The organism is Pseudomonas arsenicoxydans, from assembly GCF_006438915.1.
Lineage (GTDB): Bacteria > Pseudomonadota > Gammaproteobacteria > Pseudomonadales > Pseudomonadaceae > Aquipseudomonas > Aquipseudomonas arsenicoxydans_A.
Genome location: NZ_RCZE01000002.1, coordinates 480441 through 493314 on the forward strand (window position 1 = coordinate 480441; position 12874 = coordinate 493314).

The following is a 12874-nucleotide window of genomic DNA, read 5'->3' on the forward strand; positions in this document are numbered from 1 at the left end:
GGAGAATACAGCCAGTGAAAACAGCGCTAACCAATGTGGGAGCGGGCTTGCTCGCGAAGGCGGCTTAACATTCAACATCTTCGTTGTCTGTCACATCGCATTCGCGAGCAAGCCCGCTCCCACATTCGATCTTTGTGTATCCGGAGTTAAGCGATTACAGGTCGCCGTAACCCAGCGAACGCAACGCGCGCTCGTCATCGGACCAGCCGCCTTTCACTTTCACCCAGAGGTTGAGCATGATCTTGGAGTCGAACAGCAGCTCCATGTCCTTGCGCGCCTCGGTGCCGATACGCTTGATACGCTCACCCTTGTCACCAATGATGATTTTCTTCTGACCGTCACGTTCAACGAGGATCAAAGCGTGAATGTGCAGGGTTTTGCCCTGCTGCTTGAACTCTTCGATTTCCACGGTGATCTGGTACGGCAGCTCGGCGCCCATCTGGCGCATGATTTTCTCGCGCACCAGTTCAGCGGCGAGGAAGCGGCTGCTGCGGTCGGTGATCTGGTCTTCCGGGAAGAAGTGATCGTTTTCCGGCAGGTAACCGGCGATCACACGCTCCAGCGCTTCGAGGTTGTGCCCGTGCTGGGCCGAGATCGGCATGATCTGCGCGTTCGGCAGCTGTTCCTGCAACCAGCTCAGGTGCGGCATCAGCTCGGCTTTGTCTTCGATGCGGTCGGTCTTGTTCAGCGCCACGATCAGCGGACCGGTCACGTACTGGACGCGCTCGAGGACCATCTGGTCTTCGTCGGTCCACTTGGTGCGGTCAACCACGAAGATCACCACGTCGACGTCTTTCAACGCCGCTGAAGCGGTCTTGTTCATGTAGCGGTTCAGCGCCTTTTCGCCACCCTTGTGCATGCCTGGGGTGTCGACGTAGATCGCCTGCACGGCACCTTCGGTCTTGATGCCGAGCATGTTGTGGCGGGTGGTTTGCGGCTTGCGCGAGGTGATCGCCAGCTTCTGACCCAGGATGTGGTTCAGCAGCGTGGACTTGCCCACGTTGGGACGGCCGACGATGGCAACATAGCCACAGCGAGTTGCGTTTGTATCAGTCATTGCCATTCTCCACACCCAGGGCAATCAGTGCTGCGGCGGCCGCTACCTGTTCGGCAATACGACGACTCACACCCTGACCTCGGCTTTTTTCATTCAGTAAGGTGATTTCACATTCGACGAAGAACGTCCGGCAATGCGGCTCACCCTGGATATCCACCACTTCGTAACGTGGCAGCTCACAACCACGCGATTGCAGGAATTCCTGCAGGCGGGTTTTTGGATCTTTATTGGTGTCGACCAGTGTCAGGCCTTCGAACTCACCGGCCAGCCAGGCCAACACACGCTCGCGCGCCATGTCCATGCCGGCGTCGAGGTAGATCGCACCGATCAGCGCTTCCAGGGCATCGGCCAGAATCGACTCGCGACGGAAGCCGCCGCTTTTCAGTTCACCGGAGCCCAGGCGCAGGTAGTCGCCCAGATCGAAACCGCGAGCCAGTACGGCCAGCGTCTCACCTTTCACCAGGCGTGCGCGCAAACGCGACAACTGGCCTTCGCGGGCCAGCGGGAAGCGATCGAACAGCGCCTCGCCAGCGACGAAGTTAAGGATGGCATCACCGAGGAACTCCAGACGTTCGTTGTTACGCCCGGCAAAGCTGCGGTGAGTCAGGGCCAGAACCATCAGTTCCTGGTCCTTGAAGGTGTAGCCGAGCTGACGCTCTAGACGACTTAAGGAGACGCTCACGGTTTACCCACGCTGAGTTCGTGGTTGGTTTCCACCGCCATCGCCGTGATACGGCGCAGGCCTGGGACAATTAACGCTGTGTTCAAAAATAACGTCCTGAATATCATTGGCTTCATGCTGCCGGGGCCGATTGTGCCGACTCCAGAAAAGCATTCGGCGCTGTGTTCAACAGCGCCGTGTGTGATTACTTGATCAGGCCAACCCGCGAGAAATTCGGCAGGTGACTGAGTTTAGGTTCCGGCCAGCTCATCCAGACTGCGAAGGCCTTGCCGACGATATTCTTGTCGGGAACCATGCCCAGCAGATCCTTGGGAATACTTGGATCATCCCAGTAGCGACTGTCGTTGGAGTTGTCGCGGTTGTCGCCCATCATGAAATAGTGCCCGGCGGGCACGGTCCACGAATGGTCCGGCGTGGCGCGATAACGGCTCATTTCCTTGCGGATCAGGTGCTCAGCAACGCCGAGTTTTTCCTTGTAGAGCTCAGCGCTGCCCAGCGTGCCCGGCTCGGAGCCGACCAGCTGCTCGGCGATCGACTCACCGTTGACGAACAGACGCTTGTCCGCGGTGTAGCGAATCGTGTCGCCCGGCAGGCCCACTACACGCTTGATGTAGTTGACGTTCGGATCGCTCGGGTAACGGAACACCATCACATCGCCGCGCTGCGGATCACCGACTTCGATGACTTTCTTGTCGATCACCGGCAGGCGGATCCCGTAAGAAAACTTGTTCACCAGAATGAAGTCGCCCACGTCCAGGGTTGGTTTCATCGAGCCGGACGGAATCTGGAACGGTTCCACCAGGAACGAACGCAGGACCAGCACGATGAACAACACCGGGAAGAACGACTTGCCGTATTCGACCAGCAGCGGCTCTTTGTTCAGTTTCTCGATCACCACCCCATCAGGCTGGCTGACGCTGCCCTGATAGGAGGCAATGGCAGCACGCCGACGCGGCGCCAGAAAAACCAGATCGAGCAACGCCAACAGGCCGCAGACGAACACGGCGATGACCAGCAACAGCGGGAAATTTAGTGACATAGGACCTAACTATCCAACCTGAGCACTGCAAGGAAGGCTTCTTGTGGAATTTCCACGTTGCCGACTTGCTTCATGCGTTTTTTACCGGCCTTTTGCTTTTCAAGCAGTTTCTTCTTACGGCTAACGTCACCGCCGTAGCATTTGGCCAATACGTTCTTTCTGAGTGCCTTGACGGAGGTTCGCGCAATGATCTGCCCGCCAATGGCGGCCTGGATCGCGACGTCGAACATCTGGCGCGGAATCAGTTCTTTCATCTTCTCGGTCAACTGGCGACCTTTGTAGTGCGCGTTATCCTTGTGCACGATCAGCGCCAGGGCGTCGACCTTGTCACCGTTGATCAGCACATCCAGTTTCACCAGACTAGCCGATTGATAACGATCGAAATGGTAATCCAGCGACGCATAACCGCGGCTGGTCGACTTCAGACGATCGAAGAAGTCCAGGACCACTTCGTTCATCGGCAAATCGTAGGTCACCTGGACCTGGGAACCGAGGAATAACATGTCGTGTTGCACGCCACGTTTTTCGATACACAGGGTAATGACGTTGCCCAGGTGTTCTTGCGGCACAAGAATGTTGGCCCGCACGATCGGCTCACGCATGTCTTCGATCGAGGACAGGTCCGGAAGCTTCGACGGGTTATCGACGTAAATCGTTTCACCGGTTTTCAGCAACAGCTCGAAAATTACCGTCGGCGCCGTGGTGATCAGGTCCAGGTCGTACTCGCGCTCCAGGCGCTCCTGGATGATTTCCATGTGCAGCATGCCGAGGAACCCGCAACGGAAGCCGAAGCCCAGCGCGTCGGAGCTTTCCGGGGTGTACTGCAGGGACGAGTCGTTGAGCGTGAGCTTTTGCAGGGCTTCACGGAAATCTTCGAAGTCGTCGGAGCTGACCGGGAACAGGCCGGCGTAGACCTGCGGCTGAATGCGTTTGAAACCTGGCAGCACGTCGACGTCTGGCGTCGAGCTCAAGGTCAGGGTGTCGCCCACTGGCGCACCGTGAATGTCCTTGATGCTGGCAATGATGAAGCCCACTTCACCGGCCTTCAGGTCAACGGTTGGGGTGTGTTTCGGGTTGAAAACACCGACGCTGTCCACAAGATGGATCTTGCCGGTGGATTTGACCAGGATCTTGTCGCCCTTCTTCACACGACCGTGGCGTACGCGTACCAGGGAAACAACGCCCAGGTAGTTGTCGAACCAGGAGTCGATGATCAACGCTTGAAGCGGATCTTCATAGTTGCCGGTCGGCGGCGGAATAGTGGCGACCAGACGCTCGAGCACCTCGTCGACGCCCAGACCGGTCTTGGCCGAGCACTCGACCGCATCGGTGGCATCGATACCGATGATTTTTTCGATTTCTTCTTTGACGCGGTCCGGATCGGCCTGTGGCAGGTCGATCTTGTTCAGGACCGGCATGACTTCCAGGCCCTGCTCGATCGCCGTGTAGCAGTTGGCAACCGACTGCGCTTCAACGCCCTGACCGGCATCGACCACCAGCAACGCACCTTCACAGGCCGCCAGCGACCGGCTGACTTCATAGGTGAAGTCAACGTGGCCGGGGGTGTCAATGAAGTTCAACTGGTACTTGATGCCATCGCGAGCGGTGTAATAAAGGGTGACGCTGTGGGCCTTGATGGTGATCCCGCGTTCACGCTCCAGGTCCATGGAGTCCAGCACCTGGGCTTCCATTTCGCGCTCGGCAAGGCCGCCGCACATCTGGATGAATCGATCAGCCAGCGTCGACTTGCCATGGTCAATGTGGGCGATGATGGAGAAATTGCGGATATGACTCAAATCACTCACGGATCAACACTCAAAAAGGCTGCAGGCATAGCCCGCCGAAAAATAGCCGGGAATTGTACCTGATCCACGGCGCAAGCGTCACGTTCGCAGGTCAGACGGCATGTACAAAAACGCCCCGGTCTTGCGACAGGGGCGTTTCAGATGGCGACGATGTCAGGAAAAAACCTCGATCAACCGGCCCGGCGCAACAACCAGACACCGGCCAAGGCACAGACACCGGCCGGAATCAGCACCGCAAACAGAGGAGAGAAACCGAACACCAGGCTCGAAGGCCCCAGCAAATCCTGGACAATACGGAAGGTGAAGCCCACCAGAACGCCGGTGAACACACGCTGGCCGAGGGTCACCGAACGCAGAGGACCGAAGATGAAGGAAATCGCCATCAGTACCAGCGCCGCCGTCACCAGGGGCTGCAACACCTTGACCCAAAAAGCCAGCCAGTAGCGGCCATTGCTCAGGCCCTGATCCGCCAGATAGTGGATGTAACCCCACAACCCGCTGATCGACAGCGACTCGGGCGCCATGACCACGGTGTCCAGCAATTGAGGACTAAGGGCAATTTCCCAGCGCTCGACGGGGGTGGTAACCACTTCAGTGCTCTTGTCGTGGAACACCGTGGTCGTGACATCGCTGAGTTGCCAGTGATCCTTGTCGAATTCGCCACGCTTGGCGAAGCTTGCCGACAACATGTGCCGTTCTTTATCGAAGCGATAACGAGTCACGCCGTACAGAACACCGTTGGGTTGCACGGAGTTGACGTGGATGAACTCGTCACCCTGGCGGTGCCACAAGCCGTGTTTGGCGCTTTGCGCATCACCGCTGCCCTGGGCGAGCGAGCGATTGGCCTGCGCCGTGACCTCGGTAGCAGGCGCAACGTATTCCCCGATCACTACACCCACGACCATCAGGATCAGCATCGGCTTCATGACCGCCCAGACGATCCGACCGATCGACACGCCAGCGGCGCGCATGATGGTCAACTCACTGTTGCTGGCCAGACTGCCGAGGCCAATCAGGCACCCGATCAGTGCCGCCATTGGCAACATGTCGTAAAGACGGCGTGGCGCCGTCAGCAAGATGTAGCTGGTTGCGTCCAGCAACGTGTAGGTATCGCTGATTTCCCCCATCTCATCTATGAAGGCGAACAGCGTCGCCAAGCCGAGAATGATCCCCAGTACGGCCAGGATTGCCATGAACACGCTGCTACCAATGTAGCGATCGAGCTTAACCACGAGCCACCTCCAGCGCGCTACGGCGACTCGCCATCTTCAAGCGCAACGGCTCCCAGTAAAGCAGCCCGAGACCGATGATCAGGAACAACCCGTGAACCCACCATAACCCCAAGGCAGGCGGGATCTTGCCCTTGTCGAGAGCACCGCGGGCGGCAATCAGAATAGTCAGGTAAGCCATGTAGAGAAGAATCGCCGGCAACAGCTTGAGGAAACGCCCCTGGCGTGGGTTGACCCGTGACAGCGGCACCGCCATCAAGGTCACGATGAACACCAGCAGCGGCAGGGACAGACGCCATTGCAGTTCCGCGCGCAGGCGCGTGTCTTCGCTGCCGATCAAGGCGCGGGTGGTCATTGCATCACGATCAGTCACTTCGTCACTGACGTCCGGTTTGGGCAGCAATACGCCGTACTCGTCGTACTTGATCGCGCGATAGTCGGCCTGCCCCGGATTACCGTCGTAGCGATAGCCGTTGTCGAGAATCAGGTAGCGGTTGCCGTCCGGGCGGATTTCCTGGCGCCCCTTCTCGGCCACCAGCACGGAAATCCCGCGATCATTCTGGTCGGAGCTGGTGTTCTTTTGCGAAATGAACACACCCGCCAGATTGACGCGATCATCGGTCAGCTGCTCGGTATAGGTCACCCGAGTTCCGTCACGCAGGGCCTGGAAGCGACCAGGTTCGAGGGTGTCGAACTCGGTCAGCGCATCCTGTTTGTTCAGCAGCAGCTGGAACTGATTGGCACCTTGTGGCGCCAGGCTCAGGCTCAACCAGGCCACGACCAGCGCCACCAGCGTGGCCGGAAACAGGGTAATGACAAACAGACGCTGCTGGCTCATGCCGGTGGCCGACAGCACGGTCATTTCGCTTTCGAGGTACAGGCGGCCGTACGCCAGCAGGATCCCGAGAAACAGGCCTAGCGGCAGGATCAGCTGCAGGAAGCCCGGCAGGCGGAAGCCCATGATCAGGAATAGCGAGCCCGGATCCAGCAGGCCCGAGGCCGCCTGAGCGAGGTATTTGATGAAGCGACCGCTCATGATGATGACTAGCAGCACGGCGCTGACAGCGCTCAAGGTCAACAGGACTTCGCGGGACAGATAACGGAAGACAATCAAACCAGACACTCCAGGGTTGTCAGGCTAAGGCGGCCAAACAAGCAAACGTATCAGACAGCCCGCAGGGCAGAGCCGCCGAAAAAGATGGCGCATTATCCTGTGATTGAGTGCGCCTGTCACTGCGCATGCTCAAGCTGGCGCTTAATGCGTTGAAGATCGTACAACCGAGGGTTGTCAGGCGCAGGGAGCGAGGTTCAAACTGCGGCCTTTGTCGCGGGCCGTGACCTGCGTCTTTCCATCTATATAAGCAAGCGTCTGTGCGTCGCCGTTTTGCCCACGCACGTTGACCATTATTCAGGGACCCGGACATGGAACTGGTTGTAAAAAGCGTTAGCCCAGAAACGTTGAAGACCGCCACGCTGGTCGTCGCCGTCGGTGAAGGCCGCAAGCTCGGCGCCGTGGCCAAACAGCTGGACGAACTGACTGGCGGCGCCATCAGCGCTGTGCTCAAGCGCGGCGACCTCGCTGGCAAAGTTGGCCAGAGCCTGTTGCTGCACAGCCTGCCGAATCTAAAGGCGGACCGTGTTCTGCTGGTAGGCGTGGGCAAGGACGAAGAGCTGGGCGACCGCCCGTTCCGCAAAATCATTGCCGGCGTACTCAACACCCTGAAAGGCCTGGGCGGCACCGACGCCGTGCTGGCGCTGGACGAAATCATGGTCAAGGGCCGCGACAGCTATGGCAAGACCCGCCTGCTGGCTGAAACCCTGGTGGACGGCGAATACACCTTCGACCAGTTCAAGAGCCAGAAAGCCGAACCACGCGCCCTGAAGAAAGTCACCCTGCTGACCATCAAGGCTGCACAGGCTGAAGTCGAGCGCGCCGTGGCCCACGCCACCGCTATCGCCAACGGCATGGCTTTCACCCGTAACCTGGGCAACCTGCCGCCGAACATCTGCCACCCGACGTTCCTTGGCGAGCAAGCCAAGAACCTTGGCAAAGAATTCAAAACCCTGAAAGTTGAAGTCCTTGATGAGAAGAAGATCAAGGAACTGGGCATGGGTTCGTTCTACGCCGTGGGCCAGGGCAGCGCCCAGCCTCCGCGCCTGATCGTCATGCAGTACAACGGCGGCAAGAAATCCGAGAAGCCGTACGCCCTGGTCGGCAAAGGCATCACCTTTGACACCGGCGGCATCAGCCTGAAGCCGGGCCTGGGCATGGATGAAATGAAGTACGACATGGGCGGCGCTGCCAGCGTGTTCGGCACCCTGCGTGCCGTGCTTGAGCTGAAACTGCCGATCAACCTGGTGTGCATCCTGGCGTGCGCCGAGAACATGCCGAGCGGCAACGCTTCGCGCCCGGGCGACATCGTCACCACCATGAGCGGCCAGACTGTGGAAATCCTCAACACTGACGCTGAAGGCCGCTTGGTGCTGTGCGATGCCCTGACCTACTCGGAACGCTTCAAGCCGCAAGCCGTGATCGACATCGCGACCCTGACCGGTGCTTGCGTGGTTGCCCTGGGCGCCCACACCTCGGGCCTGCTGGGCAACAACGACGAATTGATCGGCCAACTGCTGAGCGCCGGCCAGACGGCTGACGACCGCGCCTGGCAACTGCCGCTGTTCGATGAGTACCAGGAGCAACTGGACAGCCCGTTCGCCGACATCGCCAACATTGGCGGGCCGAAAGCCGGGACCATCACCGCTGCCTGCTTCCTGTCGCGCTTCACCAAGAACCTGAACTGGGCGCACCTGGACATCGCCGGCACCGCATGGACCAGCGGTGGCAAGGACAAGGGCGCCACTGGCCGTCCGGTTCCATTGCTGACCCAATACCTGCTGGACCGCGCCAAAGCCTGAAACCGTTGACCCGGGGCGGCGTCACTTTCAGGTGACGCCGTGCTTGGCTCAGGAACCGCAATGACCAAAGTCGACTTCTATATCCTGCCCAGCGCCGATCCTTCGGCACGGCTGGATTTCGCCTGCAAGCTCACCGAAAAAGCCTGGCGCATGGGCCACCGCATTTACCTGCATTGCAGCGATGCCGCTCAGCGCGAGGATCTCGATGCCCGCTTGTGGGCCTTCAAGGGCGAAAGCTTCGTCCCTCATGGTCCTGCCGACAGTGAACCGGACGGTTTGATTGTGCTGGGGTTGGGTGATGACTGCGGTCAGCACCAGGATCTGCTGGTCAATCTCGACCTGAAAGCGCCGGTATTCGCCAACAAATTCGCCCGTGTGGCGGAAGTGGTGGTGGAAGATCCGACGATACGTGCGGCTGCGCGGGAGAGTTTCCGTTTCTACCGCGAACAGGGCTATCCTCTGCAAGACCACCGTTTACAGCGACTCTGAGCATTCCGATGGACACTCCGAAACCGCAGCAAAAGTCCGCGCACCTGCTGGACGACCTCGAGTCGATCCGCCAATTGCTCGGCGATGACAACCTGCAACCACCACTGCTGACCGACACGGTCATCGACGGTGATCAGGAACAGATTCCCATGTTGTTCGAATCTGTCGGCAATGCGCCGCAGCCCGTCGAACCGACACCACCGCCCGCCCCTGCTGCGCAACCGACGCCGAACACCGGCAAAGGCCCCGACGCCCTGTTGCATCTGGACAGCGAACTGCGCGCTGCAGCGATGCTGATCATGCAAGACGTGATCGACGACTTCGCCCCGCACATTGAAACCGAGATCAAGCGTCGGCTTGAAGCGCGGATGGAACGGCTGCTCAGCCAATACGAATAACACCACCATTCCAATGTGGGAGCGGGCTTGCTCGCGAAAGCGGTTTCACATTCAACATCGTTGCTGACTGGAAGACCGTATTCGCGAGCAAGCCCGCTCCCACATTGGATCTATGGTGTTGCTGATGGTCAGGTTCATCCCGCGATCAACTCGCCCTACGCCCCATGCCCCGCTATACTTGCCGGCTTTTCCTGAATAAATGCCAATAGGGTCCCGCCGCGCATGGATAAGACCTACCAGCCGCACGCCATTGAAACTTCCTGGTACAACACCTGGGAGTCTGAGAATTACTTCGCCCCGCAAGGCGCGGGCGAGTCCTACACCATCATGATCCCGCCGCCGAACGTCACCGGCAGCCTGCACATGGGCCACGGTTTCAACAATGCGATCATGGACGCCCTGATCCGTTTCCGCCGCATGCAGGGTCGCAACACCCTGTGGCAGCCGGGCACCGACCATGCCGGTATCGCCACGCAGATGCTGGTGGAGCGTCAACTTGAAGCCAAAGGCCAGAGCCGCCACGACCTGGGTCGCGAGAAGTTTCTCGAGAAAATCTGGGAATGGAAGGATGAATCCGGCGGCAACATCAGCCGTCAGATCCGTCGCCTCGGCTCGTCCGTCGACTGGAGCCGCGAGCGCTTCACCATGGATGACGGCCTCTCGGAATCGGTGAAAGAAGCCTTCGTGCGCCTGCATGAAGATGGCCTGATCTACCGCGGCAAGCGTCTGGTCAACTGGGACACCAAGTTGCACACGGCGATTTCCGACCTCGAAGTGGAAAACCACGACGAGAAAGGTTTCCTGTGGAACCTGAAGTACCCGCTGGCCGACGGCGTCAAAACCGCGGAAGGCAATGATTACCTGATCGTCGCGACCACTCGCCCGGAAACCATGCTCGGCGACTCCGCCGTCGCGGTTAACCCGAACGATGAACGCTACAAAGCCCTGATCGGCAAATTCGTCGAGCTGCCGCTGGTCGGCCGCCGCATCCCGATCATCGCCGACGATTACTGCGACCCTGAATTCGGCACCGGCTGCGTGAAAATCACCCCGGCCCACGATTTCAACGACTACGAAGTCGGCAAGCGCCACAACCTGCCGCTGCTGAACATCTTCGACAAGAACGCCGCCGTACTGCCGGCCTGTCAGGTGTTCAACCTGGACGGCACGCTGAACGAAAGCATCGATGGCAAGATCCCGGCCGAATACGCCGGCCTCGACCGTTTCGAAGCCCGCAAGCAAATCGTTGCTGCATTCGACGCCGCCGGCCTGCTGGTCAGCGTCAATGATCACGCGCTGAAAGTGCCTAAAGGCGACCGCTCTGGCACGATCATCGAGCCGTGGCTGACCGACCAGTGGTACGTGTCGACCAAGCCGTTGGCCGAGCCTGCCATTGCCGCCGTTGAAGACGGTCGCATCCAGTTCGTGCCTAAGCAATACGAAAACATGTACTTCTCGTGGATGCGCGACATCCAGGATTGGTGCATCAGCCGTCAATTGTGGTGGGGCCACCGGATTCCGGCCTGGTACGACGAGTCGGGCAAAGTCTACGTCGGTCGCGACGAAGCTGAAGTGCGCGCCAAGAACAATCTCGGTCCGGACATTGCGCTGCAACAGGACAACGACGTTCTCGACACCTGGTTCAGTTCGGGCCTGTGGACCTTCTCCACGCTCGGCTGGCCTGAGCAGACCGAATTCCTCAAGAAATTCCACTCCACCGATGTGCTGGTGACCGGCTTCGACATCATTTTCTTCTGGGTTGCCCGGATGATCATGCTCACCATGCACCTGGTGAAAAACGAAGACGGCACGCCGCAGGTTCCGTTCAAGACCGTTTATGTGCATGGCCTGGTGCGTGATGGCCAAGGCCAGAAAATGTCCAAGTCCAAAGGCAACGTCCTGGACCCGCTGGACATCATCGACGGCATCGAACTGGAAGACCTGGTGCAGAAACGCACCTCCGGCCTGATGCAGCCGAAACTGGCGAAGAAGATCGAGAAGCAGACCCGCGACGAGTTCGCTGACGGCATCGCCAGCTATGGTACCGACGCACTGCGCTTCACCTTCTGCTCGCTGGCGTCCACTGGCCGTGACATCAAGTTCGACATGGGCCGCGTCGAAGGCTATCGCAACTTCTGCAACAAGATCTGGAACGCCGCGCGTTATGTTCTGGACAAGGGCGAAGACTGCGGCCAGAACGGTGAAGCCTACGAGCTGTCCCTGGCGGATCGCTGGATCATCTCGCAGCTGCAACGCACCGAAGCCGAAGTGACCCGTCAACTCGACCAGTTCCGTTTCGACCTGGCGGCACAAGCCTTGTACGAGTTCATCTGGAACCAGTATTGCGACTGGTACCTGGAACTGTCCAAGCCTGTGCTGTGGGACGAAAACGCCCCGGTCGAGCGTCAGCGCGGCACCCGCCGTACGCTGGTTCGCGTCCTGGAAGTGGCGTTGCGTCTGGCGCACCCGTTCATGCCGTTCATCACCGAAGAAATCTGGCAGCGCATCGCGCCGTTGGCCGGTATTCAGGGCAAGACGATCATGCTGCAAGCGTGGCCAGTGGCTAACGAAGAGCGCATCGATCCGGCTGCCGAAGACGACATCGAATGGCTCAAGGAACTGATGCTCGGCACGCGCAACATCCGTGGCGAAATGAACATTGGTCCTGGCAAACCGCTGCCGATCTACCTGAAGAATGTCAGCGCCGAAGACCAGCGCCGCCTCACCGAGAACGAAGCCCTGCTGAAGAAGCTGGCTCGCCTGGAATCGATCACGGTATTGGCTGCCGGCGAAGAAGCACCGCTGTCCGCCACCGCACTGGTTGGCGAGATGGAAGTGCTGGTACCGATGGCTGGTCTGATCGACAAGGACGCCGAACTGGCGCGTCTGGACAAGGAAATCCTGCGTTTGCAGGGTGAAGTCCAGCGCGTGGGTGGCAAGTTGTCCAACGCCGGTTTCGTCGACAAGGCCCCGGCTGAAGTCATCGAGAAAGAACGCGCCAAACTGGCCGAAGCCGAACAGGCCTTGGGCAAGCTGGCCGAGCAGCATGCGCGGATTGCCAGTTTGTAACGGCAAAGCGTGATGAAAGAGGGAGGCCCGCAACGGCCTCCCTTTTTTGTGCCTGCAACTGTCTCCTATACACCGAAAATCCAATGTGGGAGCGGGCTTGCTCGCGAAGGCGGGGTGTCAGTCGACATCAATGTTGAATGTTACGCCGCCTTCGCGAGCAAGCCCGCTCCCACATTTGATCGGCGTTGTCCGC

10 protein-coding genes are annotated in these 12874 nt (G+C 59.3%); 4 read left to right on the forward strand and 6 right to left on the reverse strand.

Annotated elements, in window-relative coordinates:
• Positions 1-154 precede the first annotated feature (154 nt).
• The 6 genes from era to lptF form a co-directional block, all read right to left on the reverse strand.
• On the reverse strand, positions 155-1057 hold the full coding sequence (era, locus tag EAH78_RS05735; protein WP_027924886.1) for a GTPase Era: 903 nt from the start codon (positions 1055-1057) through the stop codon (positions 155-157).
• Positions 1050-1739 (reverse strand): ribonuclease III, encoded by a 690-nt coding sequence (gene rnc, locus EAH78_RS05740; protein WP_027924885.1) that lies wholly within the window; start codon positions 1737-1739, stop codon positions 1050-1052. The genes era and rnc overlap by 8 nt, the downstream gene beginning before the upstream one ends.
• Before the next feature lie 184 nt (positions 1740-1923).
• A complete protein-coding gene (gene lepB, locus EAH78_RS05745; RefSeq protein ID WP_027924884.1) occupies positions 1924-2778 on the reverse strand; it encodes a signal peptidase I in 855 nt (284 codons plus the stop codon).
• 5 nt (positions 2779-2783) lie between these two features.
• A complete protein-coding gene (gene lepA / locus EAH78_RS05750; RefSeq protein ID WP_140666543.1) occupies positions 2784-4583 on the reverse strand; it encodes a translation elongation factor 4 in 1800 nt (599 codons plus the stop codon).
• A 170-nt stretch (positions 4584-4753) separates the two neighbouring features.
• Positions 4754-5815 (reverse strand): LPS export ABC transporter permease LptG, encoded by a 1062-nt coding sequence (gene lptG, locus EAH78_RS05755; RefSeq protein ID WP_140666545.1) that lies wholly within the window; start codon positions 5813-5815, stop codon positions 4754-4756.
• Entirely contained in the window at positions 5808-6926 is a 1119-nt protein-coding gene (gene lptF, locus EAH78_RS05760; RefSeq protein WP_140666547.1) for an LPS export ABC transporter permease LptF, read from the reverse strand. The genes lptG and lptF overlap by 8 nt, the downstream gene beginning before the upstream one ends.
• Before the next feature lie 308 nt (positions 6927-7234).
• On the opposite strand from lptF, the gene EAH78_RS05765 reads away from it, so the two are divergent.
• From EAH78_RS05765 to EAH78_RS05780, 4 genes are all read left to right on the forward strand, one after another.
• Complete coding sequence (locus EAH78_RS05765; protein WP_140666549.1) at positions 7235-8725, forward strand: leucyl aminopeptidase; 1491 nt, start codon at positions 7235-7237, stop codon at positions 8723-8725.
• Positions 8726-8785: 60 nt separating this feature from the next.
• Positions 8786-9214, forward strand: coding sequence for a DNA polymerase III subunit chi (locus tag EAH78_RS05770; RefSeq protein ID WP_140666551.1), 429 nt, complete (start codon positions 8786-8788; stop codon positions 9212-9214).
• An 8-nt stretch (positions 9215-9222) separates the two neighbouring features.
• Entirely contained in the window at positions 9223-9612 is a 390-nt protein-coding gene (locus EAH78_RS05775) for a DNA polymerase III subunit chi (RefSeq protein WP_140666553.1), read from the forward strand.
• Positions 9613-9834: 222 nt separating this feature from the next.
• The gene (locus tag EAH78_RS05780) at positions 9835-12681 is read left to right on the forward strand and encodes a valine--tRNA ligase (RefSeq protein WP_140666555.1); all 2847 of its coding nucleotides are present in this window, start codon (positions 9835-9837) and stop codon (positions 12679-12681) included.
• Positions 12682-12874 lie beyond the last annotated feature (193 nt).

Bases quoted from the DNA above. Each gene is read 5' to 3' on its own strand.
- era (WP_027924886.1), bottom strand. From the start codon at position 1,057: ATGACTGATACAAACGCAACTCGCTGTGGCTATGTTGCCATCGTCGGC.
- lepB (WP_027924884.1), bottom strand. From the start codon at position 2,778: ATGTCACTAAATTTCCCGCTGTTGCTGGTCATCGCCGTGTTCGTCTGC.
- EAH78_RS05765 (WP_140666549.1), top strand. From the start codon at position 7,235: ATGGAACTGGTTGTAAAAAGCGTTAGCCCAGAAACGTTGAAGACCGCC.
- EAH78_RS05770 (WP_140666551.1), top strand. From the start codon at position 8,786: ATGACCAAAGTCGACTTCTATATCCTGCCCAGCGCCGATCCTTCGGCA.
- EAH78_RS05775 (WP_140666553.1), top strand. From the start codon at position 9,223: ATGGACACTCCGAAACCGCAGCAAAAGTCCGCGCACCTGCTGGACGAC.
- EAH78_RS05780 (WP_140666555.1), top strand. From the start codon at position 9,835: ATGGATAAGACCTACCAGCCGCACGCCATTGAAACTTCCTGGTACAAC.